A 26746-nucleotide genomic window follows, 5' to 3' on the forward strand; every position below is an offset into this window, starting at 1 on the left:
CATAATCTGACGAAAGCCGGGGTTCGCGCCCCGGCTTTTTCCGTTTCATGGTTCTGAATATTTAGGCAGCGTCCTTCGGGAAGTCCGTCGAGGCGGCCAGTTCACGCCAGCCGGCCAGTTCCTTGGCGACATACTCATTCTTCGTCTCGATCGCGCCGATCGTGTCGGTGCCGAATGGCATGCGCAGCGGCGGGTTGGCCGAATGTGCAAGCGTGATCATCGACTTTGCAAGCCGTGCGGGATCGCCGGGCTGGCCGTGATTGTGACCGGCTGCGAAATCGCGCATCGCGCCGACTGGCGTGTCCTTATAGTCGGCAATCGAGCTCGGGCTGACGGCGAGTGAGCTTTCGTCGAGGAAGTCGGTCCGGAAGAAACCGGGTTCGACGACGGTGACCTTGATGCCGAGCGGCTGCAATTCCGCCGCCATTGCCTCGGAGAGCCCTTCGACCGCGAACTTCGTCGAGCAATAGATACCCCAACCCGCAAAGCTCTGATAGCCGCCGACCGAGGACATGTTGATCACTTGACCCGAACGCTGCCGGCGCATATGCGGCAGCACGGCGCGCGTGACCTTCAAGAGACCGAAGACGTTCGTGGCATAGAGCTTCTCGATCTCTTCGGCGGTTGCCTCTTCCACCGCACCCAGCAGCCCGTAGCCGGCATTGTTGAGAAGGATGTCGATCCTGCCGAAGCGCTTGACGGCTTCCGCTGCAGCCTCATGGGCCTGGGCTTCATTCGAAACGTCGAGGGCGACGGGCAGCAGGTTCGGATGATTGCCGAACTTCTCGGCCAGGCCGGCGGGGTTGCGGGCCGTGGCAACGACGGCGTCGCCAGCGGTGAGGGCTTCCTGAGCAATGAGGGCGCCGAAGCCGCGGGATGCGCCCGTAATGAACCAAACGCGCATGACTTTCTCCTTTGTGGGTTTGCAATTCCGTGGGTGGAATTGGCTTGCAGGAGAAAGGTAGCTTGATGGCGTCGTTGAGATAATCTACTTTCTCCTCCATGAAGTGCTGAGAAAATCTCATCAATGCGACGTGTCCGTTCGACCGATCTGGCAATCTTCCTGGCGATCGCCCAACATCGCAGCTTTCGCAAAGCCGCGGTGGAACTCGGCGTGACGCCTTCCGCGCTCAGCCATTCGCTGCGGTCGATCGAGGAGCGGCTGGATGTGCGGCTGGTCAATCGCACCACCCGCGGCGTCGGGTTGACGGAGGCCGGCGAGCGCCTGTTCGACCGCATTCGCCCGGCTTTCCTCGATATCGACGATGCACTGGAGGATCTCGATAAATTCCGCGGGCAGCCCTACGGCAAGCTGCGCATCAACACGCCGCGCCCCGCCGCCAAGATGGTGCTGTTGCCGATCGTGTCACGATTCTTGAGGGCCTATCCGGCCGTCGAAATGGAGATCGTGGTGGACGATGCGCTCGTGGACACGGTCTCCGGCGGTTTCGACGCCGGCATACGGTTCGGCGAAAGCGTTGCCGCCGACATGATCGCCATCGCTATTGGCCCGCGCCAGCGAACGGCGATCGTCGGCTCGCCGGAACATTTTCAGCGTTTCCCCAAACCGGTCACGCCGCATGATCTGAAAGATCACCCCTGCATCCGCTACCGTTTCCCGAGCGGCACCTATTATCGCTGGGAGTTCGAACGTGGCGGCATCGAGCTGGAGATCGAGGTGCAGGGACCGCTGACACTCGGCGATCTCGACATAATGTTAGACGCCGCCGTCAACGGCTCCGGACTTGCGTTCTTGTTTGAAGATCACGCGCTGCCGGCTTTGCAGGATGGCCGGCTGATCCGCGTGCTGGAGGACTGGTGCCCGTATTATCCCGGCTTCTTCCTCTATTATCCGAGTCGCCGGCAGTCGCCGACGGCCCTCCGCGCTTTCGTCGATTTCGTGAAGACCGACGCTGTCCGTCAGAGCTAAAGCATGTCGCGCAAAAGTGCGCAGCGGTTTTGCGATAACGACATGCGCAAAATCAAAGACCTAAAGCGCAAGGAGCGAATCCTAGAGATTGCGATGCGCTTTAGGCCTGCCGAGGCTTCATCGTCTGATAGGCCGGAAAATGCTTTTCGAATTTGCGCGCCCAATCGATCAGGTCGGCGTGGTCCGCTTCCCACTGTCCCTCAAAGCGCAGTTGCAGATAGCCGAGCAGGGACGCGAGTGCGAAATGCCCGCCATGCAGCTTCTTACCGATCTTCGGCGGTTCGGCGTTGAGATGGGCGAGCGTGCGGCTCGCCTTCGTCCACTGCCGGTCGATCCAAGGTTGGTGCTGCTTGTCCTGATCGCGCAGGCGCCGCTCGTAAACGATCGACAAGAGGCATTCGTTGGTGCCGTCGCAAAGCGCTTCCAGCACCTCGGCCTCCGTGCGCTTGCCATCCTTGGCGGGATAAAGCCTCTTGCCCTTCTGCCGATCGAAATGATGCATGATCGCGCGGCTGTCGAAGATCGATACGCCGTCTTTCGTCAGCAGCGTCGGGATCTTACCGAGCGGATTATTGTCGACCAGCACTGCCGGGCCGGCATTGGTGTCGACGTGGATTTCGGTGAGTTCAATGCCGAGATAGCGGGCTGCCATCCGCACCTTGCTGGAAAAGGGGGAAGGGGGCGAGCAGAGAAGCTTCATGGGATCACCTGTGCGATGTGCGAAAGAAAGATCAATGTTCGCCCCGCAGCCAGAAGGCACGTTGCGAGGCGAAGCGGTCCTGCGCCAGCATATCCTTCAGAGCGGGCAGCAATGCATGCAGCTCGTCCTTCAGCGTAAATGGCGGGTTGACGATAATGAGACCGGAGCCCGTCAGTCCGGTGAAGCCGCGATCGCTTTTGACCGTCAGTTCGGCGCAGAGCATCTTGGGGATCTCCAATGCCTGCAGCGCCTCGTGAAAAGCCTTGATCGGCGCATCCTTCTTGAGCGGATACCAGAGGCAATAGGTGCCGCCGGGAAAGCGGCGCCAGGCCTTCGCAAGGCCATCCACCAGCCGCTCATATTCGCCGTCCTCTTCGAAAGGCGGATCGACGAGCACGATGCCGCGCTTCTCCTTCGGCGGCAGATGCGCACCCAGCGCCAGCCAGCCGTCGAGTTCGGTGATGCGTGCGTGGTGATCGCCCTCGAACAAACGATGCAGCCGCTGGAAATCTTCCGGATGCAGCTCCATCGCCGACAGCCGGTCCTGTGGACGGAAGAGCATGCGGGCAAGCTTCGGCGAGCCGGGATAGAGCCGGATGCCGCCTTCGGGATTGAGTTCTCGGACCGCGGTCAGATAGGGCTCCAGCAGATCGGCCACTTGCGGCACGAGCTCGGCCTCCAGCAGCCGGCCGATCCCGTCTAGCCATTCGCCGGTTTTCTGCGCTTCTTCCGAGGAGAGGTCGTAGAGGCCGATGCCGGCGTGAGTATCGAGGACGCGGAAGGCCTTGTCCTTGTTCTGCAGATAGCGGACGAGACGGGCAAGCACCGCGTGCTTCAGCACATCGGCGAAATTGCCCGCGTGATAGATATGCCGATAGTTCATTGTCGGTGAAGTCCGCATGAATTGTTGCGATGGGCCAGATTATGCCTTTTGGCCGGACAAGGCATGAAATATACAAACGCTATGAACATTGCGACCCCTATTCACGCCAAATCGCGGATCGGACACACAGCCTGTCCGCATGACTGTCCCTCCACCTGCGCGCTGGAGATCGATCTGACGGAGGATGGCCGGATCGGCCGCGTGCGCGGCGCGGGTGACCATTCCTACACGTCGGGCGTCATCTGCGCCAAGGTCGCCCGCTACGCCGAGCGGCTTTACCATCCGGATCGCCTGATGAAGCCGCTGCGCCGCGCCGGCGCCAAGGGAGAGGGCCGCTGGCAGGAAATCTCCTGGGACGACGCGCTGGATGAAATCGCCAATGCTTTCGTCAAGGCTGAGGCAAAAGATGGTAGCGAGTCGGTCTGGCCCTATTACTACGCCGGCACCATGGGCTGGGTTCAGCGCGATTCCATCAATCGCCTGCGCCATGCCAAGCGCTATTCCGGCTTCTTTTCCTCGATCTGCACGAACCCCGCCTGGACGGGCTTCACCATGGCGACGGGTACGCTGCGCGGTCCCGATCCGCGCGAGATGGGCCGTACCGATTGCGTGGTCATATGGGGCACCAACGCGGTCGCGACCCAGGTCAACGTGATGACCCATGCGGTGAAGTCGCGCAAAGAGCGCGGCGCCAAGATCGTCGTCATCGATATCTACGACAATCCGACGATGAAGCAGGCCGATATGGCGCTGATCGTCAAGCCGGGTACGGATGCCGCGCTCGCCTGCGCCGTCATGCATATCGCCTTCCGCGACGGTTATGCCGATCGCGCCTATATGGCGAAATATGCCGATGACCCGGCCGGTCTTGAAGCGCATCTCAAGGCCAAGACGCCGGAATGGGCGGCTGTAATCACCGGCCTGTCCGTCGATGAGATCGAAGCCTTCGCCAAACTCGTCGGGACGACAAAGAAGACCTATTTCCGTCTCGGCTACGGCTTCACCCGTCAGCGCAACGGTGCGGTGGCGATGCACGCGGCAGCTTCCATCGCCACCGTGCTCGGCTCCTGGCAATATGAAGGCGGCGGCGCTTTCCATTCTAACAGCGATATCTTCCGCATGGATTCGAGCGAGCTGACAGGCCGCTCGATGCTGGACGCTGATATCCGCATGATCGACCAGTCGCAGATCGGCCGGGCGCTGACCGGCGACGCCGTCGCTTTGCGCCATCGTGGGCCTGTGACGGCCATGCTGATCCAGAACACCAATCCGGTAAACATCGCGCCGGAACAGCGGCTGGTGAAGCGCGGCTTTGCCCGTAACGATCTCTTCGTCGCCGTGCACGAACAGTTCATGACCGATACCGCTGAAATGGCCGATATCGTCATCCCCGCCACCATGTTCGTCGAGCATAACGACATCTACCGCGCCGGCGGGCAGAACCACATCCTGCTTGGCCCCAAGCTGGTCGAGCCGCCATCGACGGTCCGCAGCAATCTCTTCGTCATCGAGGAACTGGCCAAGCGCCTCGGCGTCGCCGATCGTCCCGGCTTCGGATTTTCGGCCCGCGAGATGATCGATCGTATTCTGGAGCGAAGCGCCCTGCCGGATTACGATCATTTTCTCGAGTATAAATGGTTCGATCGGCAGCCAGCTTTCGAGGACGCGCATTTCCTCAACGGTTTTGCCCATCCCGACGGCAAGTTCCGCTTCCGTCCCGACTGGAGCAACCAGCCGGCCCCGAACCGGCCGCCGGAGGCCGTCGGCCTGCTTGGGCCGCATGTCGAGCTGCCGCAATTTCCGGATCAGGTCGACGTCATCGAAGTTGCCGATTCCGATCATCCGTTCCGGCTTGCCACATCGCCCTCGCGCAATTTCTTGAATTCGAGCTTTGCGGAAACGAAGACCTCCCGCCAGAAGGAAGGCCGCCCGGAAGTGATGATCAATCCGGCGGATGCGGCGGCGTTGGACATCGCCCATGGCGACCTCGTTCAGCTCGGCAATCTCAGAGGCGATATCCGCATTCATGCGCGCATCACGACCGAAGTGAAGCCCGGCGTGCTGATCGCCGAAGGTCTGTGGCCGAACAAGGCGCATGTCGATGGCGAAGGGATCAATGTTCTGACCGGCGCCGATCCCGTCGCCCCCTATGGCGGCGCTGCCGTCCACGATAACAAGGTTTGGTTGCGCAGGGATAGAGCATGAACAAGTTCGACAAGGCGAAGGTCGAGATCGTCAGCGAGAAGACGCTTTCCGACCAATGGACGCGGCTCAGCACCTTCGACATCGACTACACGGATTCGGCGGGCGAGACGCATCGGGTGAAGCGGGAAATCTATCACCGCACGCCGGCCGCCTGCATCCTGCTCTACGACCCCAAGCGCGAAAAGGTCATCCTTGTGCGGCAGTTCCGTCTGCCTGCCCATCTCACCGGCTTTCCCGCCTGGATGATCGAAGTACCGGCCGGCTTGCTCGATGGCGATCACCCGGAAGAGGCGATCCGCCGCGAGGCAATGGAGGAAACCGGCTTCCGTGTTCGTGAGGTCCGTTTTCTGTTCAAGGCATTCACCTCGCCGGGCGCTGTCACCGAGATCATCCATTTCTTTGCCGCTGTGGTCGATACGGCGGACCGCATCGGTGACGGCGGCGGGCTTGCCCATGAACATGAGGATATCGAGGTTCTCGAAGTACCGCTCACCGAAACCATGGCGATGATCGAAGCCGGCGAGATCTACGACGCCAAGACGATCATGCTGTTGCAGTGGGCGATCTTGAACAGGGCAAGCCTGAAATAGGCCGTTCGGAAGCGCGCAAGCGCTGCCAAAATCAATGCCGTAGCTTTCATTATGATGTCACGAATCGCGACTACCGAGGAGCGCTTGCCGGAATAGGTCCGGACTACCATACCTCCAAAACGATTGACGCTATTTGAGGAGAAAGCCGATGTGGCTCAGCAATTTCACGCTTGTTCTTCCCGATGAAGTCGTCGATCAAGGCTCTGTTCGTATTGAGGATGGCGTGATCGCCGAGATCCGGCCCGAGTTGGTGGAGGCTCCGACATTCGATGGCGGCGGACGGCTGATGATGCCGGGCTTCGTCGATCTGCACGGCGACATGATCGAGCGCGAAATCGCGCCGCGGCCGAATGCGACGATGCCGATCGATTTCGGTATTCATGAACTCGACAAGAAGCTCGCCGCAGCCGGTGTCACCACCGCCTATGCCGCCGTTTCCTTCGCCACCGAAAGTGTCTATGGCCACGTGCGCTCGCTGGAAACCACCTCGGCGGTGATCAAGGGCATCAACAGCCTGCGCGACCATCTGCTGATCGACCACCGCGTTCACGCGCGCTACGAGATCACCAACATCGGCGCGGCACCGACGCTGGAGCGGCTGCTGGAAGATGGTTTCGTCGATATGGTGTCGCTGACGGACCATACGCCGGGGCAGGGGCAATACAACGATATCGAAAGTTATATCCTCAGCATGTCCGAGCGTCGCGGCATCACCCGCGAAGCTGCCGAGGAAGTGCTGGCGCGACGCATCGCGATGCGGCAGGACCCGGATATCGAACACAAGCTCCGCGATATCGTCGGCCTGTCCTTGAAGCACAAGCTGTCGCTCGCCTCTCATGACGATGACAGCGCGGAAAAAGTAGCCGAAATGTTCGATCTCGGTGTCACGATCAGCGAGTTCCCGGTGACGCTGCCGGCTGCCGAAGAGGCCCGCCGTCGCGGCCTCTGGACGCTGATGGGCGCGCCGAATGCCTTGCGCGGCCAGTCCATGTCCGGAAATTTGAGCGCGCTCGAAGCCGCCGGCGCCAGCCTGCTTGGCATCATCGCCGCCGATTATCACCCGGCCGCCTTCGTGCCGGCGATCTTCAAGATCGCTGACGTAGCCAGTGGCGGTCTCCCGGCAGCCGTGGCCATGGCGACCGCTGGTGCCGCGCGTGCTGCGGGTCTCACGGATCGCGGCGAGATCGCCGTCGGCCAGAAGGCCGATCTGGTGGCCGTCGAGCATGGCGCCGTTCACCGCATCCGCGCAACCTTCCGCAACGGACGCGTCGTCTACAGCGACGGCACGCTTCATCCCTTGATGGCGATGGCTGCGTAAAGGAAACGCGGTTAGATCTGGCTGATATCACCGAGTAGTGACATGATCTGGGCCCCGCGGGCGACGGGTGTCTTGGCGGCAGCAATTGCCTTGCCACCCTCCATGCGCACCTTGCCTTGCGCCAGCAATCGGAGCGACTGCGGATAGAGCTGATGCTCGATCGTCAGCACGCGGGCGGCAAGCGTTTCGGCCGTATCGTCGGTCAGCACCGGCACGGCAGCCTGGCCGATCGCTGGGCCTTCGTCCATGCCTTCGGTGACGAAATGCACGGTGCAGCCGGCGATCCGCTGGCCTGCATCGATGGCACGCTGGTGTGTATGCAGGCCGGGAAAAAGCGGCAGCAGCGAGGGGTGGATATTGATGATCCGGCCTTCGTAGCGCTGGATGAAGCGGCCGGAGAGCAGGCGCATATAGCCGGCAAGGCAGATGATGTCGGGCGATAGTGCATTGAGCTGCGCGAGGATCGCCTCCTCATGTGCGTCCTTGCTGGCAAAATCCTTGCGCACGAAGGCGAAGGTGGCGATGCCCTCTGCAGCGGCTTTCGCCAAACCGCCGGCATCCGCTTTGTCGGAGATCACACCGACGATCTCGGCCGGATAATCCGACGCCGCAGCAGCCTTGACCAGCGCCATCATGTTGGAGCCGCTGCCCGAGATGAAGACGACGACGCGTTTGCGGGCCGAACTCATATCGCCAGCGTGCCCTTGTAGACGGTGCCGGCAGCGCCTTCGTCGCGGGCGATCATACGGCCCAGCGTAACGATGCTTTCGCCTTCTGCCTCAAGCGCTGCCTTGACGGCCTCGACATTCTCGGCCGCGACGACGGCGATCATGCCGATGCCGCAGTTGAAGGTGCGCAGCATTTCCTTGGCCTCGACGCCGCCCGTTTTGGCAAGCCAGGAGAAGACCGGCGGAACCTTGACGGCCGCCAAGTCGATCTCTGCCGCAAGATGCTTCGGCAGTACCCGCGGAATATTCTCCGGGAAGCCGCCGCCGGTGATGTGGGCGAGTGCCTTGATGGCCCGGGTCTCGCGGATCGCCTTCAAAAGCGGCTTCACATAGATGCGCGTCGGCGTCAGCAGGGCTTCGCCGAGCGCCTTGCCATCGGCGAAGGGGGCTGGCGCATCCCAACCAAGGCCGGAGAGGCTGACGATCTTGCGCACCAGTGAGAAACCGTTGGAATGCACGCCGGAGGAGGCGAGGCCGAGAATGACGTCACCCTCGGCAATGTCGCCGGAGGGCAGAAGCTGCCCGCGCTCGGCCGCGCCCACGGCGAAGCCGGCCAAATCGTAGTCACCATCGGAATACATGCCCGGCATTTCCGCCGTCTCGCCGCCGATCAGCGCGCAGCCCGCCTCGCGGCAGCCGGCCGCAATGCCGCCGACGATCGCAGCACCCTGATCGGGATCGAGCTTGCCGGTCGCAAAGTAGTCGAGGAAGAACAGTGGCTCGGCGCCTTGTACCACGAGATCGTTGACGCACATGGCAACGAGATCGATGCCGACGGTGTCGTGATAATTCGCGTCGATGGCGATCTTCAGCTTCGTGCCGACGCCGTCATTGGCGGCCACCAGCACCGGATCGGTGAAGCCCGCCGCCTTCAGGTCGAAGAGGCCGCCGAAGCCGCCGATTTCGCCGTCGGCGCCGGGGCGGCGGGTCGAACGAACCGCCGGCTTGATCTTTTCGACCAGCAGATTGCCGGCATCGATATCGACGCCCGCGTCGCTATAGGTCAGACCGTTTTTTCCAGACTGGCTCATGCTTTCGCCTCCGGTGGCCATCGTTCCAATTGGAACAATTTTAATCGGGTCGCCATTGCATGACAGGAACCTTTATGCAAGGCGCTAGCGCAGGCAAACCCTCGATTTTCCCCGCTTCACAGCGCTCCAAGGCCGATTTCCGGCCGTAGGCTTGACCATAATTGCGGCGTCATCCTATGTCCTAAGCGGGCGGCAACAGGCGGCGAAGAATGGGGAAGTCGATGGAGCAACAAGTCAGCGGAGCGAGCCTCAAGCGCCAGGTCATCTTCTGGGTGCTCGTGCTCGTCGCCTTCATCGTTTTTCTCTATCTCTTCAGCTCGATTCTCTTGCCCTTCATCGCCGGCATGTCGGTTGCCTATTTCCTTGATCCGGTCGCCGATCGGCTGGAAAGGATCGGTCTCAGCCGCTTCATGGCGACGGTGGTGATCCTCGTTGCCTTCGTGCTGGTCTTTGCATTGGCGCTGACGATCTTCATTCCGATCATCATCAACCAGTTCAATGATTTCATTCAACATATACCGGGCTATGTGCAGCAATTCCAGAAGTTCATCGCCCATACCCAGACGACGATGCTGCCGGTTTGGATTCGCGATCAGCTCGGCGCCATCAAGGATAATTTCTCCAACATTTTGTCTGACGGCCTGAGCTTCGTCGGCGGCCTGTTTGCGCAGATCTGGAGTTCCGGCAAGACGCTGGTCAACATCATTTCGCTGATGATCGTCACTCCCGTCGTCGCCTTCTATATATTGCTCGACTGGGACCGCATGATCGCCAAGGTCGATGCCTGGATTCCGCGCGATCATGTCTCGACCGTGCGCCAGATCGCCCGGGAGGTGGATCAGGCGATCGCCGGCTTCATCCGCGGCCAGGGCTCGCTCTGCATCATCTTGGGCGTCTATTACGGTGTCGGCCTGTCGCTGGTGGGTCTGAACTTCGGCCTGTTGATCGGTCTGTTCGCCGGCATGATCAGCTTCATCCCCTATGTCGGTTCGCTCGTCGGTCTCTTCCTGGCGCTGAGCGTCGCCCTGGTGCAGTTCTGGCCGGATTATCTCTGGGTCGGCCTCACGCTGGCCGTCTTTTTCACTGGCCAGTTCCTGGAAGGCAACGTGCTGCAGCCGAAGCTGGTCGGCGAAAGCGTCGGCCTGCATCCGGTCTGGCTGATGTTCGCCCTTTTTGCCTTCGGCGCGCTCTTTGGTTTCGTCGGTCTGCTGGTCGCCGTTCCGGCCGCGGCCGCGTGTGGCGTCCTTGTCCGTTTCGCCCTTTCGCGCTACCTTCAAAGCGACCTCTATTATGGACGCTCGGAAGCCGGCAAGACGCGCAAAACCAAGGCCGGCAGTTCTGAGAACAAATAGCATGACCGACGCGAAGAACGCTGATTTGAGGCGCAAGCCCGCCGAACAGCTACCCCTGGCTTTTACGCACGACGCAGCGACCGGCCGCGATGATCTGCTGGTCGCCGATCCCTTGAGCGCGGCAGTAAAGATAGTCGATTCATGGCCGCACTGGCCGTCGCCGGTCGTCATTCTCGCCGGGCCGGTCGGTTCGGGAAAATCGCATCTTGCCAGTATCTGGCGCGAGAGGAGTGGCGCAATCGCCATTCATCCGAAAGCCGGCTCCGGAGCGGCAGTAGCGGCCGCGAACAGTCCGGTCATCTTCGAGGACGTCGATCGCCTGGGCTTCGACGACACCGAGCTTTTCCACGTCATCAACAGCGTTAGGGAAAACGGCACGGGCTTACTGATGACCAGCAGGCTCTGGCCGATGTCCTGGCCGGTAACGCTGCCCGATCTGCGCTCGCGACTGAAGGCGGCAACGGTGGTCGAGATCGGCGAACCGGATGAGGAATTGTTGTCGCAGGTGATCGTAAAGCTCTTCGCCGACCGCCAGCTTTATATCGATGACAAACTTGTGCTCTATATCGTCAATCGCATGGAGCGTTCGCTGAATGCCGCCCAGTTGATCGTCGACCGGCTGGACCGCCTCGCGCTCGGCCGTGGCACCAGGATAACACGCATTTTGGCCGCTGAAGTATTGAACGAATTGGGTAATTCCGCCCCGGCCGATTGACCGATCGGGAAACTGTCACAGTTCCGTCGTCAAACTGCTATACGTGGCGCAAGGTTCTAAGATAGGGCAGGTGGAACATGGACTCGGCATTAACGGAACATCAGGACGCCAATCAGCAAGCCCCGGAGGCCGCGCCGCCGATCAACGAGTTGCTGACCAGCCCCGAGCGCTTCATCAATCGCGAATTCTCCTGGCTGCAGTTCAATCGCCGCGTTCTTGAGGAAACCCTGAACACGGCGCATCCGCTTCTGGAGCGCATCCGTTTCCTTTCCATTTCCGCCGCCAACCTCGATGAGTTCTTCATGGTGCGCGTCGCCGGCCTCGAAGGCCAGGTCCGCCAGAAGATTCTGATGCGCACTCCGGACGGTAAGACACCGGCCGAACAGCTCGACGACATCCTGCGCGAAATCGACAATTTGCAGATGGAGCAGCAGGCGTCGCTTGCCGTGCTGCAGCAGTATCTTGCCAAGGAAGACATTCTGATCGTCCGCCCGCCGGCGCTTTCCGAGGTCGACAAGCAGTGGCTTGCCAACGAATTCGATCAGGCGATCTTTCCGGTTCTGACGCCGCTATCCATCGACCCGGCGCATCCGTTCCCGTTCATTCCGAACCTCGGCTTCTCGATCGCGCTGCAACTGAACAGCATGAACGGCCGCGAGCCGATGACGGCGCTGCTGCGTCTGCCGCCGGCGCTCGACCGCTTCGTCCGTTTGCCGGACGCCAGCAACGTTATTCGCTACATCACGCTTGAAGATGTCGTGAATATCTTCATTCACCGGCTCTATCCAGGCTATGAGGTGAAGGGTTCGGGTACCTTCCGCATCATCCGAGACAGCGATATCGAAGTCGAAGAAGAAGCCGAAGATCTGGTGCGTTTCTTCGAAACAGCGCTGAAGCGCCGCCGCCGCGGCTCGGTGATCCGCATCGAGACCGACTCGGAAATGCCGCTGGAGCTGCGCCAGTTCGTCGTGGAATCGCTGAACGTACCGGAAAACCGCATCGCCGTTCTGCCGGGCCTGCTGGCTCTCAACACATTGTCCGAAATCGCCAAGGCGCCGCGCGACGATCTACGCTTCGAGCCTTACAATGCCCGATTTCCTGAGCGCGTCCGCGAACATGCCGGCGATTGTTTCGCCGCGATCCGCGAAAAGGACATGGTGGTCCACCATCCTTATGAATCCTTCGACGTTGTGGTCCAGTTCCTTCTCCAGGCTGCGCGCGATCCTGACGTTCTGGCGATAAAGCAGACGCTTTATCGCACCTCCAACGACAGCCCGATCGTGCGGGCGCTGATCGATGCTGCCGATATGGGCAAATCGGTCACGGCGCTGGTCGAGCTCAAGGCTCGCTTTGATGAAGAGGCGAACATTCGCTGGGCACGCGATTTGGAACGCGCCGGCGTGCAGGTCGTCTTCGGCTTCATCGAGCTCAAGACGCATGCGAAGATGTCGATGGTCGTGCGTCGTGAAGACGGCAAGCTGCGCACCTATTGCCACCTCGGCACCGGCAACTACCACCCGATCACCGCCAAGATCTACACGGACCTTTCCTATTTCACCTGCGATCCAAAGATCGCCCACGACATGGCGAACATCTTCAACTTCATCACCGGTTACGGTGAGCCGGAAGAGGGCATGAAGATCGCAGTTTCGCCCTATACGCTCCGCTCGCGCATCCTCCAGCACATCGAGGAGGAGATCGAGCACGCCAGAAACGGCCAGCCGGCGGCGATCTGGATGAAGATGAATTCGCTGGTGGATCCCGATATCATCGATGCGCTCTATCGCGCCAGCAACGCCGGCGTCGAGATTGATCTCGTCATTCGCGGCATCTGCTGCCTGCGTCCGCAGGTGCCGGGGCTTTCGGAGAATATCCGCGTCAAGTCCATCGTCGGCCGCTTCCTCGAACACAGCCGCATCTTCTGCTTCGGCAATGGCCAAGGCCTGCCGTCGGAGAAGGCGCTGGTCTATATCGGCTCGGCCGACATGATGCCGAGAAACCTTGACCGCCGCGTCGAAACCCTCGTTCCGCTGACCAATAAGACCGTGCATGAGCAAGTGCTTTCGCAGATCATGCTGGGCAATATCATTGACAATCAGCAGAGCTACGAGATATTGCCGGACGGTACTTCGCGGCGCATGGAGGTGCGCAAGGGTGAGGAGCCATTCAACGCGCAGCAGTATTTCATGACCAATCCCAGCCTGTCGGGCCGTGGTGAAGCTCTGAAATCCAGTGCGCCGAAACTGATCGCCGGGCTGTTGTCGGGCCGCAAAATATAACTGGACCTGCATGGTTGAATCAGAAGCCCAGGGGCGCCTTCCCGGTATAGCCCCTGTCTCCGTTGTCGATATCGGATCGAACTCGGTCCGTCTTGTCGTCTATGAAGGCCACTCGCGGTCGCCGACCATTCTTTTCAACGAGAAAGTGCTTTGCGGCCTTGGCAAAGGCATAGCACTGACCGGTAGGATGGACGAGGAGAGCGTCGCGCGCGCGCTTTCAGCCCTGCATCGCTTCAAGGCGCTGTCCGATCAGGCGCGCGCATCGACCATCTATGTTCTGGCGACGGCCGCTGCCCGTGAGGCAAGCAACGGTCCGGAATTCATCCATCAGGCGGAATCGATCCTGCAGCGCAAGGTGCGGGTGCTTTCGGGCGAGGAAGAAGCGCGTTTTTCTGCGCTTGGCATCATCAGCGGCTTTTTCAGCCCGGACGGCATTGCCGGCGACCTTGGTGGCGGTTCGCTCGAACTCATCGACATCAAGGGCAAGGAGATCGGCAAGGGCATCACCCTGCCGCTCGGCGGCCTCAGGCTTTCGGAATATGCCAACGGCTCACTCGCCAGGGCGCGCAGCTTTGCCCGCAAGCATGTCAAAACGGCGAAATTGCTGAGCAATGGCGAGGGACGCACCTTTTACGCAGTCGGCGGCACGTGGCGAAACATCGCCAAGCTGCACATGGAAATGCGTAAATATGCACTGCACATGATGCAGGGCTACGAGGTGCCGCTGGACGAGATGATGCGTTTCCTCGATCAGATCAGCGAAGCCAAGGAATCGAAAGAGCCCGCATTGCTGGCCATCTCCAAGCATCGCCGCTTGCTGCTGCCCTTCGGCGCCGTGGCCATGCGTGAGGTGCTGGCGGAAATGAGGCCCTCCATCATCTCCTTCTCGGCCCAGGGCGTGCGAGAGGGCTACCTCTATTCGCTGCTGACCGAGGCCGAGCGCCATAGTGACCCGTTGCTGGTCGCCGCCGGCGAACTTGCCATCCTGCGTGCCCGCTCGCCGGAGCATGCTCGCGAGCTTGCCGAGTGGACCGGTCGCATGATGCCGTTCTTCGGCGTGACCGAGACGGAGGAGGAGAGCCGCTATCGCCAGGCCGCTTGCTTGCTTGCCGATATCAGTTGGCGTGCCCACCCCGATTATCGCGGCCTGCAGGCATTGAACATCATTGCCCACACGTCCTTCGTCGGCATCACCCATGCCGGCCGCGCCTTTATCGCGCTCGCCAACTACTATCGTTTCGAGGGCCTTCACGATGACGGCGCCACAGAACCGCTGGCGGCAATCGCCACACCGCAACTCGTCGAGCGCGCCAAACTGCTCGGGGGCCTGCTGCGCGTCGTCTATCTCTTCTCGGCTTCCATGCCGGGCGTCGTTCGCGCCCTGACATTTCGACGTTCGCCGAGCCCGGACCTGGATCTCGAATTTGTCGTCCCCGCCGAATACCACGACTTCGCCGGCGAACGGCTGGAAGGCCGGCTGCAGCAACTGGGCCGGCTGACGAATAGACGGCTAGCTTTCCGGTTCGAGTAGGAAAACCTTCTCCCCGTGGGGAGAAGGTCCAACATTTCTGTTATTTCGCGTTCAGGAAATCACCGACTTCAAGAATGCTGAACTCGTTGTCGTCTGCCTTGTCGACAGCGCGGCCGGCCGAGAAGGGCAGGTTATTGTCGTTGCCGATGATGATATGGGTGGCATCGACTCGGTCGACGTTTTCGATGGTAACGAAGGGCATGTCGTAAAAGCCTTCACCGCCGCCCTGGCGACGCTTGTGGTCCGGATCTTCGATGTGCAGTAGATCGATATAGCCGATCTTGCGGACAGCCTTGCCGGCATTGGCGTCGTTGAATTCGATCTTGTAGACGCGCTTCAGCTCGGCCGGAGCCTCGAAGCAATCCGGCTTCGGCTGCTTCGGATCGGCGCAGGCCTTGTCCTTCGTGCCGGCGCCGTTGTCGCGCTCGATCACCAGGGCCGTGGTTTCGTCGAGCATGTTGAAATCGCCGATCGAGGTGCCCTTGTCGGCAAACGGATAAAGCCAGCTATGGCCGGTCCAGCTCTTCGAGGCGACGTCGAATTCGATAACGCGGATTGCCGTATGACCGTCGACGCTCTCCATCTGACCGTCATCCTGATAGATCGCGCCTTCCAGCAGGCCGTAAAGCTTGGTGCCATCCTTGGACATGGCAAGACCTTCGAAGCCACCGGAGCGCCTCAAGTTGAAGGCCGGCATTTTCTGCGTCGGATTGCCGGGCAGTTGCAGCAGGGCATTGTCGGGAGACATGACCGGCTTGCCATTGAGTGTGGTCGGGAAAACGTCGGTCAGGTGGCCATTCGTGTCGAATTTCAGGAGGTAGGGACCGAATTCATCACCGATCCAGAAGCCCTCGGCGACCGGTTGGATCGACTCGATGTCGAAGTCGGCGCCGGTAAGATAGCGGGTATCCGTGCCTTCGAGGACGATCGGGAAGGGGGCCTTCTTGTTCGGGTCGGACAGGAACAGGTTCTTGACGACGTCGACTTTGCCATTGTTCCAGTCGAATTTGAGCTGGTGCAGGAAGAGCATGGCGTCGCTCGAATTCTGCTTGGAGCCGAAGCCGTTGTCGGTCAGCGTCCAGAAGCTACCGTCCGGCATCGCCTTGATCCCGGAAAAGCCCTGGATCGCCTGGCCGTTGAAAGGCAGCTTCAGATCGGTCACGCGGGCGCCGTCCTTGCCCGGAACCGTGCCGAGCGCCTCGGTGCGCTTGCGATCCGGCGTCGTGAACTTGCCGGAGGTCTTCAGGAAATCCGGTGCATCGGCCGGCGCAGCGATAATGGTGTTGGCCGGCAGAATGGCCTGCGAGGTCAGCTTGGCGGGAAACTGTGTTTCATCGGCATGGGCCGCGGCGGCAATCAGAACAAAAAGTGCCGTGGAAGCGAAAAGAATTCGGGTCATCGTGTCACGTTGTTGGCGGGGATTGGCAAACAACCCTCGCTTAACAGGCGAGCTATGGCGGTGAATTAACGTCCACGTGAAGCTTTGGTGACTGTGGACAACCGATAGAATGTAGGTTTTGGGCAATAGGCAACGGACGATGATGACTCCGTGCCTTACTGCCCGTTGGCTATCGCCTTCCGCGTCTGCTGTCTCGCCATATGCAGGGCAATCACCCCAAGCGTCTGGTCGCGGCCGCGAACGGCATGGTCGCCGAGGTCTTCCTTTGCGATGTCGTCGGGAAGCTCGATCCGTCTTGCAAGGTCGGCCGAGATCAGCACCTGGCGATCCAGCGTCTTGCATAGAGATTCCAGCCTCGCGGTGGTGTTCACCGTGTCGCCGAAATAGGCGATCTTGTGGTGGTCGATGCCGATTTCGGCAGTGACGATGCCGCCGCCATGCAAGGCTGCCCTCAGACGCGGCACCCTGCCATAGGATTTCAACCATGTTTCCGCATTCGCCTCGATATCGGCGAGGATTTCGAAAACGCAGCGAATGCAGCGCGCATTCTTCACGCCGCGTTGGAGCGGCCAGGTGATGATGGCGGCGTCGCCGATATAGTCATCGATCGCGCCCTTGTGTCGCCGCACCGGCTCAGCGAGCGCACTGAATACCGAGCCCAGGAATTGCTGCGTCCTGAGGTCGCCATGCTCTTCAGCAAAAGCCGTCGAACCGACGAGGTCAATGAAGAGAAATACACGCTCTTCCTGCACCGGATTACGATAGCGGCCGGTCAACAGGCTGAGGAAGACGTCGCGGCCAAGCAGTTCCCGCACGCGCCCGACGAAAATAATGATCGCGGTCACCATGACGGCATAGATGTAGACATTTATCTTCAGCAGCATGACGTCAGCCCAGCTATCCGTAATCAGGTGCAGGGATTTCATCAGGCCGCCGGCCATCGCAAAGCCGATGGCGATCAAGGCGAAATCGACGACCAAGGCCGAGACGATAAAGGCCGGCGTGGGCAGGCGATGCATCCAATGGTTCAAGCGTGGCAGGATCATGCGGCGTTCGAAGGCAAGCGCCGGCATGCCGCAGAACAATGCATAGATTGCACCGATATACAGCGGCGCCTCGTGGAAAAACAGCCTGCCATAGAGGATGCCGCTGACGGCGACAACGGCCGCGGTCAAAATCCAGTTAAGCGCCGAAGGGAATCTTCCCATGCTGCCGATCCGCCAAGAGCCGGCGCATGCCCCCAAACCAGGATTGGTTTGAGAAAAGACCCGTGCGCCATCGAATATGTGATTGCGCTAAGGGCCCATTCTGTCGGATGTGCGGCACAATCGCGTTCGCAACCAGCATCGCTATTTTTGGATGGCACGCAACCGCCAAATCGTCGGCATCGTCGCGTGTCCGCCAAGGTCGTTGGGGCTACAGGCTGACCGTCTCGACCCGCTTGCCGACGAAGCGCAAGGCCACCTGGCCCTGGATAAGCTGCAGCGCCGTATCGCCGAAAAGATCACGTCGCCAGCCGGTCAGGGCGGCCACTTCCGCTTTCTCACCTTCGGCGGCGATCTTGTCCAGATCTTCGCTGTTGGCGATGACCTTCGGGGCGACGCCGTGTTTCTCGGCGATCAACTTCAGCAGAACCTTCAGCAATTCGGCCGCTGCGGCCGTGCCTTCCGGCGCCTGCTGATGACGCGGCACATGCGGCATCTCGGCCTTGGGCAATGCCAGGGCCTGAGTGATTGCCTCCAATACGGCAGCGCCGGAGGCGGATCGCTCCCAACCCTTCGGGATCGTGCGCAGGCGTCCCAGCGCTTCCATGTCCTTTGGCTGCTGCTGGGCGATTTCGTAGATGCCATCGTCTTTCAGCACGCGGGCGCGCGGCACGTTGCGGGCGCGCGCCTCGCGTTCGCGCCAGGCGGCGACGTATTTCAACACGGCCAGTTCCTGCGGCTTGCGCAGCCGCATCTTCAGCCGCTGCCAGGCATCATCCGGATGCAGGTCGTAGGTTTCGCGCGCTTCGAGGATCGCCATTTCCTCAAGCAGCCAGGAAGCGCGGCCTTCGCGCTCGAGCTGCTCCTTCAGCGAAAGATAGACATCGCGCAGATGGGTGACGTCGGCAAGCGCATAATCGAGCTGTTTCTCCGACAGCGGCCGGCGGCTCCAGTCGGTAAAGCGCGAGGACTTGTCGATATGGACGTTCTTGATGCGGCTGACGAGCTGATCGTAGGAGACCGAGTCGCCGAAGCCGCAGACCATGGCGGCGACCTGCGTGTCGAAGATCGGATGCGGGATGAGGTTGCCGCGATTGAAGATGATTTCGATGTCCTGGCGTGCGGCGTGGAACACCTTCATGACGGCGGGATTGGCCATCAGCTCAAAAAAAGGCTTCAGGTCCAGGCCCTTGGCCAGCGGATCGACCAGCACTTCGGTCGTGGGGCTCGCCATCTGGATCAGGCAAAGCTCCGGCCAGAAGGTCGTCTCTCGCAGGAATTCGGTGTCGATGGTAATGAATTCTGACTTGGCCAGCTCTTGGCAGGCCGCCTCCAATTGGGCGGTAGTTTCGATCATCTCAACACATTCATGGTAAAATAGTTCGTTAACCTTCCTTCTCCTTTCAACCGGATATGTCAATACGTCGAAAGGGGAAGCTCCGGGCTGACACCGCTTTTAAGTATAATCGCTGAAAGCATATAGCTTGCATTGCGCGAGCATAGGGCACGTTTGCGACCATGGTTAAGCTACACGCACATAACTGGTCATGCCCGTCTTCTGATGTTCGATGATGTGGCAATGCAACACCCAGTCGCCGGGATTGTCGGCGACGAAGCCGAGCTGCACCTTTTCATTGGGCTGGATCAGGTAGGTGTCGGAGACGAACGGCTGCACCTGGCGCGTCGAAGAGGAGAGCACGGTGAAGCTCATGCCGTGCAGATGAATCGGATGCGTATGCGGCGTCACGTTTTCCATGTCGATGACATAGCTCTTGCCGAGCTTCAATTCGGCGAGCGGCGCAGTCGGATCGGACGAGTCGCCCGGCCATGGCACCTTGTTGATGGCCCAGAAGCTGTAGCCTAGCGAGCCGCAAATGCTGTTGTCGGCGGTGTTCTCCGCGGTAGCGCTGAGGATCAGCGGAATATGCGCCGCCGAGCCGATATCGGCCTTGGCGACTGGATTGTCTTCGAGAGGCGCCAGATCGCGAACATCGCGCTTCAGCGAGCTGCCGACCGAACGTAGCGTCGCGAGCACTTTCGGATCGGTGCCCCTGATATCCTCCAGCTTGACGATCGCGCCTTCGTCATCGGGCATGCGCACGGCCAATTCCAGACGCTGACCAGGCCCGAGCTGCAGCAAGTCGAGCGGGAAGCGCTGCGGCACCGGATTGCCGTCGATGGCGATCACCGTCGCCTCGGCTCCATCCACGCGGAAAGAATAGATGCGCGTGACGTCGGTGATGGCGAGGCGCAGGCGCACCAATCCGCCGGAGGGCGCGTCATATTGCGGCTGCTGCTGCCAGTTGGCCGTCCGCACCGTCCCATAGGTGCCCGACTTGGCGGTATCGCGCGGGCGGAATGGAGCAATGAACTGGCCGTCGCCACCCAGCCGCCAGTCGCGCAGATTGAGAACCAATTCCGAATCGAATGCCGGGTCCTTCGGATTTTCCACGACGATGATGCCCGTCATGCCGTGTCCCATCTGGATCAGTGTATTGCAATGCGGATGATACCAGAATGTACCGGCGTCCGGAGGCGTGAAGGCGTAATCGAAGTGATCGCCGGTATAGACGTAAGGCTGCGTCAGGAAGGGCACGCCATCCATCTTGTTCGGCAGGCGGATGCCGTGCCAGTGGATCGTCGTCGGATCGTCGATGCCGTTAATCAGGCGAGCGGCGAAGGGCTCGCCCTTCTTCATGCGCACGACCGGCGGCATGCCGGCGTCACCATAGGTCAGAACATCCTTGGTCGCTCCGGCATCCATCAAATTGGCTTGGATCTTCGCGGCCTTGAACACCTGCGGTTCCGGCGCCGCTACCGCTGTGCCGCCAAACCTGCTGGCGATGCCAAGCCCCACACCATAGGCACCGGCAACGGCGGAGGCTTTCAAAAGATTGCGGCGGGTAAGGATGGGCATGTGAGGCTCCGAGGGCGCGGGGGTAGGTAAGTCTGTTTAAAGTTGACTGTGGTGTTCAGCAATAGCGCTGGGGTGGCTGAATTGCCGCATCCCTACCTCCGGCTGTCGATGTTGCGAGTTCACGAAAGCAGCTTTAAACCGACTCGCAGGCGTTCGAGCCTTGACAAATCAGGCGCACCATGCGCTTTTCCGCCCGATTTTCTCGTCGGCAGGCGAGGGGCTTTCGTCCGCATTCGCCGCCGTCCGCCAAGTCCAGGATATATACTATGCATCGCTATCGCAGCCACACATGCGCCGCCCTGCGCAAGTCCGACGTCGGTTCGACCGTCCGCATCTCCGGCTGGGTTCATCGCGTCCGAGATCATGGTGGCGTGCTCTTCATCGACCTGCGCGATCACTATGGCATCACCCAGGTCGTCGCCGATCCGGATTCTCCGGCCTTCAAGCTGGCCGAGACCGTGCGCGGCGAGTGGGTCATCCGCATCGATGGCCTCGTGAAGGCCCGTACCGAAGACACGATCAACAAGAACATGCCGACGGGCGAGATCGAGCTTTACGCGCAGGAGATCGAAGTGCTCTCCGCCGCCAAGGAATTGCCGCTGCCGGTGTTCGGCGAGCCGGACTATCCGGAAGACGTGCGCCTGAAGTACCGCTTCCTCGATCTGCGTCGCGAAACGCTGCACCGGAACATCGTCAAGCGCACGCAGGTTATCTCCTCCATGCGCCGCCATATGGGCGAAGTCGGCTTCACCGAATACACCACGCCAATCTTGACGGCATCGTCGCCGGAGGGCGCGCGCGACTTCCTGGTGCCGAGCCGTATCCATCCCGGCACGTTCTATGCCCTACCGCAGGCGCCGCAGCAGTATAAGCAGCTCCTGATGGTCGCTGGCTTCGACCGTTACTTCCAGATCGCGCCGTGCTTCCGTGACGAAGACCCGCGCGCCGACCGTCTGCCGGGCGAATTCTATCAGCTCGACCTTGAAATGAGCTTCGTCACCCAGGAGGACGTCTGGAACACGATGGGCCCACTGATGACCCAGGTGTTCGAAGAGTTTGCCGAAGGCAAGCCGGTCACCAAGGAATGGCCGCGCATTCCTTATGACGAAGCCATCCGCAAGTATGGCTCCGACAAGCCGGACCTGCGCAACCCGATCGTCATGGAAGCCGTCACCGAGCATTTCGCCGGCTCCGGCTTCAAGGTCTTCGCCAACATGATCGCCTCGAACCCGAAGGTGCAGGTCTGGGCGATCCCGGCCAAGACCGGTGGCTCGAGAGCGTTCTGCGACCGCATGAACGCCTGGGCGCAGAGCCAGGGCCAGCCTGGCCTCGGCTATATCTTCTGGCGCAAGGAAGGCGAGAAGCTCGAAGGTGCCGGCCCACTTGCCAAGAACATTGGCGAGGAGCGCACCGACGCGATCCGCACCCAGCTCGGTCTCGGCGATGGCGATGCCTGCTTCTTTGTCGCCGGCGATCCGGACAAGTTCTACAAGTTTGCCGGCGAAGCCCGCACCAGGGCCGGCGAGGAACTGAACCTGGTCGACCGCGATCGTTTCGAGCTTTGCTGGATCGTCGACTTCCCGTTCTTCGAATGGAGCGAAGAAGAAAAGAAGGTCGATTTCGCACACAACCCGTTCTCGATGCCGCAGGGCGGTCTTGAGGCGCTCCAGAACCAAGATCCGCTGACGATCAAGGCCTTCCAATACGACGCCGTCTGCAACGGCTTCGAAATCGCCTCAGGTTCGATCCGTAACCAGTCGCCGGAAACCATGGTCGCCGCCTTTGAAAAGGTCGGGCTCAGCCAGGCTGATGTGGAAGAACGCTTCGGCGGCCTCTACCGCGCCTTCCAGTACGGCGCGCCTCCGCATGGTGGCGCTGCCTTCGGTATCGACCGCATCATCATGCTGCTGGTCGGCGCCAAGAACCTGCGCGAAATCTCGCTGTTCCCGATGAACCAGCAGGCGCAGGACCTCTTGATGGGCGCTCCCTCAGCGGCAACGCCGACGCAATTGCGCGAACTGGCGATCCGCCCGGTGCCGCCGGTGAAGAAGGACTGAGGTCTCTACAGGCTTCGATGGACATACAAAACCCGGCGATTTCGGTCGCTGGGTTTTTTGTTGATCATCAAGTTCAGCCAATGGCGGCCGCATGGGGCACATGAAAAACCCGGCGACCGAAATCGCCGGGTTGCTGATGATCAGGATCGAAGCTTCGATCAATCGTTGGACGAAACCTTGAGGCCGATGACCTGCGGGATCGACTGCGGAGCGCCCATGGCGGCGCCGATGATCATCGGCAGCGGCACCGGCTTGTCCGGCGAAGCCTTGACCGTCAGGCTCTTCGGGTTGTCGAGATAGGCGCTGACGGCGGCGGAAACGGCGTTCTGCAGCTCCGGAATGTTGAGCTGCGCCATCATGATCGGCGTCATTGCCTTCAGCGTGTCGGCCAACTGCTTGCCGGAAACGCCCTGTTGCTTGCCGGCAAAGTCGAGCACGCGGGACGTGATCGAGCTATCGTCGAAGCGGATTTGCGCGCTGTTGAAGGTTAGCTGCTGCATAAGACCGAGCATGGCAAGACCGGCGGATTGCTGAGCATCCTGCTGGTTTGGATTGGAGCGAACGGTCTTGAGCGCGTCCTGAAGCGACTTGGCGAAGGCAGGCGTATAGCCGGAAAGGCTGAGCGCGATGTTCAGCTTGCCCACATCCTTGAAGTCGAAGGAATATTCGGTGATGTCGATCGTACCCGGCGCGATCTCCCAGCTACCCTTCATAGCGATCTTGCCGTTGAGCTGCTGCAGGTTGAGCTGGCTGATCGCTTCTTTGGCCTGCGGATCGTTGACCTTGCTGAGGTCGGCCTTGACGCCGTTCACCTGGGCATCGAAGTCGACACCGGACTTGTCGGCGCGCTTGTTCATCGTGGCGTCGGCGTTGGCGATCGAGAAGACCTGGGTACCGTCCTGGGTGAAGGAGAGGGAGCCGGCATGCGCGCTCTTGTAGAACAGCAGCGAATCGATATCGCCCTTGTTGACGTCGGCCGGGATTTCGATCCCATTTATCTTGAGGTCGGAAGCTGCAATGGTGACGCCGTCCTTGGTCGTGGCAACGTCCGGAAAGGCGATCTGATCGACCGTGTAGCCACCACCCGCTTCTGTGACGCCGGTCATTGTGACGTCACCCAGCTTGACGCCATCGGACGCGCTGGCCGCTTTGACGCTGATGCCTTTCAGCGTCACCGTCGTACCGCTGACATCGATGCTGTCGGCCGCGATGGAACCGCCTTGCTGAGCGTAGACGTCATTGATCTTCTTTAGGAGATCGTTACCGTCGAGCGCAAAGGCGGAGCTGGCGAAAGACAGTAAGGCGGCACTGGACAGCATCAGCCGTGTTGTCCGATAAAAAGTCATGGTGGCTTTTCCTCATTGAGCTGGTGTAGGCGGGTGTACATATTTAGCGTGTACTGCCGCGAGTTATATTCACGTTCGCCTAAAATTCCAATGGCAATGGCGATGGCAAATATATGTATGAGAATTGTGTCTGACGTTACGTCAAATCATGTCTGAACTGAGACGTCATCCACAAGTGCTTTCCACTGATTTCTTGCCGGGAATCGGCTTCTCCGCTAGTCAAGGGCCATGGGACAAAATCTTTTACCGCCCGGTGGCGGCGACGATGACAGCATTCTTCCGGTCGATCTCAAGGCCGCGCTCGAAGAGCGCTACCTGGCCTATGCTTTGTCGACGATCATGCATCGCGCCCTGCCGGATGTTCGCGACGGCCTGAAGCCGGTCCATCGCCGCATTGTTTATGCGATGAGCGAGATGGGACTGCGCCCCACCGCCGCCTTCCGCAAATGCGCCAAGATCGTCGGCGAGGTGATGGGTAACTATCACCCGCATGGCGACCAGTCGATCTACGACGCGCTCGCCCGCCTTGCGCAGGATTTCTCGCAGCGCTACACGCTGGTCAACGGCCAGGGCAATTTCGGCAATATCGACGGCGATAGCCCCGCCGCCATGCGTTACACTGAATCCAAGATGACGGCGGTCTCCGAACTGCTGCTCGAAGGCATCGATCAGGATGCCGTGGATTTCCGCGATACCTACGACGAGTCGAATTCCGAGCCGGTCGTCCTGCCCGGCGCTTTCCCGAACCTGCTCGCCAACGGCTCCTCGGGCATCGCTGTCGGCATGGCGACCTCCATCCCGCCGCACAACGCCCACGAACTTTGTGATGCGGCCCTGCACCTGATCCGCGATCGCGACGCGACCGTCGAAAAGCTGGTGGAGTTCATTCCCGGCCCGGATTTCCCGACCGGCGGCATCATCATCGACGATCGCGACAGCATCATCGAAAGCTACAAGACCGGCCGCGGCGGCTTCCGCGTTCGCGCCAAATGGGAAACGGAAGATCTCGGCCGCGGCGGCTATCAGATCGTCATTACCGAAATTCCATTCCAGGTGCAGAAGTCGCGGCTGATCGAAAAGATCGCCGAGCTGCTGCTGGCGCGCAAACTGCCGCTGCTTGAAGATGTTCGCGATGAATCCGCCGAGGATATCCGCGTCGTTCTCATACCGAAGAGCCGCACCGTCGATCCGATGATCCTGATGGAATCGATGTTCAAGCTGACAGAGCTGGAAAGCCGCTTCCCGCTCAACATGAACGTTCTGTCCATGGGCCGCATCCCGAAGGTCATGGCGCTGAACGACGTGCTGAAGGAGTGGCTGGATCACCGGCGGGAAGTTTTGCTGCGCCGCTCGCGCTTCCGGCTCGCGGCAATCGAAAAACGCCTGGAAATCCTCGGCGGCTTCCTGATTGCCTACCTCAACATCGATGAGGTCATCGCCATCATCCGCGAGGAGGATGAGCCGAAGCCCGTCATGATGGAGCGGTTCGGTCTGACGGACAATCAGGTCGAAGCGATCCTCAACATGCGGCTGCGCTCTCTGCGCAAACTCGAAGAATTCGAGATCCGCAAGGAATTCGACGGCCTGACCAAGGAGAAGGCCGATATCGAGGCTTTGCTCGCTTCCGAAGAAAAGCAGTGGCAGACGGTCGCCTGGGAAATCGGCGAGGTGAAGAAGAAATTTGCCAAGGCGACCGAGATCGGCCGCCGCCGCACGCAGTTCGCCGAAGCGCCCGAAGCCGACGATGCTGCGATCCAGCAGGCGATGATCGAGAAGGAGCCGATCACCGTCGTCGTCTCGGAAAAGGGCTGGATTCGCGCGCTGAAGGGTCACATCTCCGATACGTCGACGCTCACCTTCAAGGAGGGCGACGGGCTGAAGGTGGCATTCCCGGCGCAGACGACCGACAAGATCCTGATCGTCACCACCGGCGGCAAGGCCTATACGCTCGGCGGCGACAAGCTGCCCGGCGGCCGTGGCCACGGCGAGCCGCTGCGCATCATGGTCGACATGGAAAACGATCAGGACGTGCTGACTGCCTTCGTCCACGATCCGCAGCGCAAGCAACTGGTCGTCTCAACCGCCGGCAACGGCTTTATCGTGCCGGAAGTGGAACTGGTCGCCAACACCCGCAAGGGCAAGCAGATCATGAACTTGACGACACCGGATGAGACGAAGCTGCTCGTGCCGGTCTCGGGCGATCACGTCGCCGTCGTCGGCGAGAACCGCAAGATGGTGGTGTTCTCGCTATCGCAGATCCCGGAAATGTCGCGCGGCAAGGGCGTGCGCCTGCAGCGCTACAAGGATGGCGGCGTCGGCGATATCAAGTGCTTCGCCATCGCCGACGGCCTGACATGGGAAGACAGCGCCGGCCGCACCTTCACCAAGACCAAGGACGAGCTGATAGAATGGCTCGGCGATCGCGCCTCGGCCGGCCGTACGGTGCCGAAGGGCTTCCCCAGAAGCGGCAGGTTCTCTGGCTGAGGTCAGTAGGGCAAAATCGAGCAATCGACCCGGTAGGCCGATTGCAGCGAGGAATGCTCTGAGCGAAAGCAAAAGA

General features: G+C 60.6%; 20 protein-coding genes. 10 read left to right on the forward strand and 10 right to left on the reverse strand.

Features of this window, described 5'->3' with window-relative positions; translation table 11 throughout:
- Window positions 1-61 precede the first annotated feature (61 nt).
- On the reverse strand, window positions 62-904 hold the full coding sequence (locus GGD50_RS03150) for an oxidoreductase (RefSeq protein WP_107107648.1): 843 nt from the start codon (window positions 902-904) through the stop codon (window positions 62-64).
- Window positions 905-1027: 123 nt separating this feature from the next.
- On the opposite strand from GGD50_RS03150, the gene GGD50_RS03155 reads away from it, so the two are divergent.
- On the forward strand, window positions 1028-1930 hold the full coding sequence (locus tag GGD50_RS03155) for a LysR family transcriptional regulator (protein ID WP_107107649.1): 903 nt from the start codon (window positions 1028-1030) through the stop codon (window positions 1928-1930).
- 100 nt (window positions 1931-2030) lie between these two features.
- On the opposite strand, the gene GGD50_RS03160 is transcribed toward GGD50_RS03155, so the two are convergent.
- Both GGD50_RS03160 and GGD50_RS03165 read right to left on the reverse strand, forming a co-directional pair.
- Window positions 2031-2630: a glutathione S-transferase gene (locus tag GGD50_RS03160; RefSeq protein WP_107107650.1), complete on the reverse strand. Its 600-nt coding sequence runs from the start codon at window positions 2628-2630 to the stop codon at window positions 2031-2033.
- A gap of 31 nt (window positions 2631-2661) precedes the next feature.
- Window positions 2662-3513, reverse strand: a complete 852-nt coding sequence (locus tag GGD50_RS03165; RefSeq protein ID WP_107107651.1) for a 23S rRNA (adenine(2030)-N(6))-methyltransferase RlmJ — start codon at window positions 3511-3513, stop codon at window positions 2662-2664.
- Window positions 3514-3576: 63 nt separating this feature from the next.
- Here GGD50_RS03165 and GGD50_RS03170 point away from each other — a divergent pair, with 63 nt between their 5' ends.
- The 3 genes from GGD50_RS03170 (at window position 3577) to GGD50_RS03180 (ending at window position 7626) form a co-directional block, all read left to right on the forward strand.
- On the forward strand, window positions 3577-5718 hold the full coding sequence (locus GGD50_RS03170; protein WP_107107652.1) for a molybdopterin-containing oxidoreductase family protein: 2142 nt from the start codon (window positions 3577-3579) through the stop codon (window positions 5716-5718).
- Window positions 5715-6308 carry an NUDIX domain-containing protein gene (locus GGD50_RS03175; RefSeq protein WP_107107653.1) on the forward strand — a complete coding sequence of 198 codons (594 nt, stop codon included), beginning with the start codon at window positions 5715-5717 and terminating at the stop codon, window positions 6306-6308. Before GGD50_RS03170 ends, GGD50_RS03175 begins: the two co-directional genes overlap by 4 nt.
- Window positions 6309-6456: 148 nt before the next feature.
- Entirely contained in the window at window positions 6457-7626 is a 1170-nt protein-coding gene (locus GGD50_RS03180) for an alpha-D-ribose 1-methylphosphonate 5-triphosphate diphosphatase (protein WP_107107654.1), read from the forward strand.
- A gap of 11 nt (window positions 7627-7637) precedes the next feature.
- Here the strand turns inward: GGD50_RS03180 and purN are convergent, their stop codons facing one another.
- Both purN and purM read right to left on the reverse strand, forming a co-directional pair.
- A complete protein-coding gene (gene purN, locus GGD50_RS03185) occupies window positions 7638-8315 on the reverse strand; it encodes a phosphoribosylglycinamide formyltransferase (RefSeq protein WP_107107655.1) in 678 nt (225 codons plus the stop codon).
- Window positions 8312-9385 (reverse strand): phosphoribosylformylglycinamidine cyclo-ligase, encoded by a 1074-nt coding sequence (gene purM, locus GGD50_RS03190; protein ID WP_107108108.1) that lies wholly within the window; start codon window positions 9383-9385, stop codon window positions 8312-8314. The genes purN and purM overlap by 4 nt, the downstream gene beginning before the upstream one ends.
- A 221-nt stretch (window positions 9386-9606) precedes the next feature.
- Here purM and GGD50_RS03195 point away from each other — a divergent pair, with 221 nt between their 5' ends.
- From GGD50_RS03195 to ppx, 4 genes are all read left to right on the forward strand, one after another.
- On the forward strand, window positions 9607-10737 hold the full coding sequence (locus tag GGD50_RS03195; RefSeq protein ID WP_107107656.1) for an AI-2E family transporter: 1131 nt from the start codon (window positions 9607-9609) through the stop codon (window positions 10735-10737).
- 1 nt (window position 10738) lies between these two features.
- Entirely contained in the window at window positions 10739-11452 is a 714-nt protein-coding gene (hdaA, locus tag GGD50_RS03200; protein ID WP_107107657.1) for a DnaA regulatory inactivator HdaA, read from the forward strand.
- A gap of 77 nt (window positions 11453-11529) precedes the next feature.
- Window positions 11530-13731 (forward strand): RNA degradosome polyphosphate kinase, encoded by a 2202-nt coding sequence (locus tag GGD50_RS03205; RefSeq protein WP_107107658.1) that lies wholly within the window; start codon window positions 11530-11532, stop codon window positions 13729-13731.
- A gap of 10 nt (window positions 13732-13741) precedes the next feature.
- Entirely contained in the window at window positions 13742-15262 is a 1521-nt protein-coding gene (ppx, locus tag GGD50_RS03210) for an exopolyphosphatase (protein WP_107107659.1), read from the forward strand.
- Between the two features lie 40 nt (window positions 15263-15302).
- Here ppx and GGD50_RS03215 read toward each other — a convergent pair whose 3' ends face one another.
- The 4 genes from GGD50_RS03215 to GGD50_RS03230 all read right to left on the reverse strand — a co-directional run bounded on the left by GGD50_RS03215 (window position 15303) and on the right by GGD50_RS03230 (window position 20783).
- Window positions 15303-16661 (reverse strand): esterase-like activity of phytase family protein, encoded by a 1359-nt coding sequence (locus GGD50_RS03215; protein WP_107107660.1) that lies wholly within the window; start codon window positions 16659-16661, stop codon window positions 15303-15305.
- 155 nt (window positions 16662-16816) lie between these two features.
- Window positions 16817-17869 carry an adenylate/guanylate cyclase domain-containing protein gene (locus tag GGD50_RS03220; protein WP_107107661.1) on the reverse strand — a complete coding sequence of 351 codons (1053 nt, stop codon included), beginning with the start codon at window positions 17867-17869 and terminating at the stop codon, window positions 16817-16819.
- 208 nt (window positions 17870-18077) lie between these two features.
- Complete coding sequence (rnd, locus tag GGD50_RS03225) at window positions 18078-19223, reverse strand: ribonuclease D (protein ID WP_107107662.1); 1146 nt, start codon at window positions 19221-19223, stop codon at window positions 18078-18080.
- 165 nt (window positions 19224-19388) lie between these two features.
- The gene (locus GGD50_RS03230) at window positions 19389-20783 is read right to left on the reverse strand and encodes a multicopper oxidase family protein (protein WP_107107663.1); all 1395 of its coding nucleotides are present in this window, start codon (window positions 20781-20783) and stop codon (window positions 19389-19391) included.
- A gap of 266 nt (window positions 20784-21049) precedes the next feature.
- On the opposite strand from GGD50_RS03230, the gene aspS reads away from it, so the two are divergent.
- On the forward strand, window positions 21050-22840 hold the full coding sequence (gene aspS, locus GGD50_RS03235) for an aspartate--tRNA ligase (RefSeq protein WP_107107664.1): 1791 nt from the start codon (window positions 21050-21052) through the stop codon (window positions 22838-22840).
- 158 nt (window positions 22841-22998) lie between these two features.
- Here aspS and GGD50_RS03240 read toward each other — a convergent pair whose 3' ends face one another.
- Window positions 22999-24186: a hypothetical protein gene (locus GGD50_RS03240; protein WP_107107665.1), complete on the reverse strand. Its 1188-nt coding sequence runs from the start codon at window positions 24184-24186 to the stop codon at window positions 22999-23001.
- Between the two features lie 228 nt (window positions 24187-24414).
- On the opposite strand from GGD50_RS03240, the gene parC reads away from it, so the two are divergent.
- Window positions 24415-26670 (forward strand): DNA topoisomerase IV subunit A, encoded by a 2256-nt coding sequence (parC, locus tag GGD50_RS03245; protein ID WP_107107666.1) that lies wholly within the window; start codon window positions 24415-24417, stop codon window positions 26668-26670.
- The last annotated feature ends 76 nt before the right edge of the window (window positions 26671-26746 follow it).

The organism is Martinezella paranaensis (genome assembly GCF_014200235.1).
Taxonomy (GTDB): domain Bacteria; phylum Pseudomonadota; class Alphaproteobacteria; order Rhizobiales; family Rhizobiaceae; genus Rhizobium; species Rhizobium paranaense.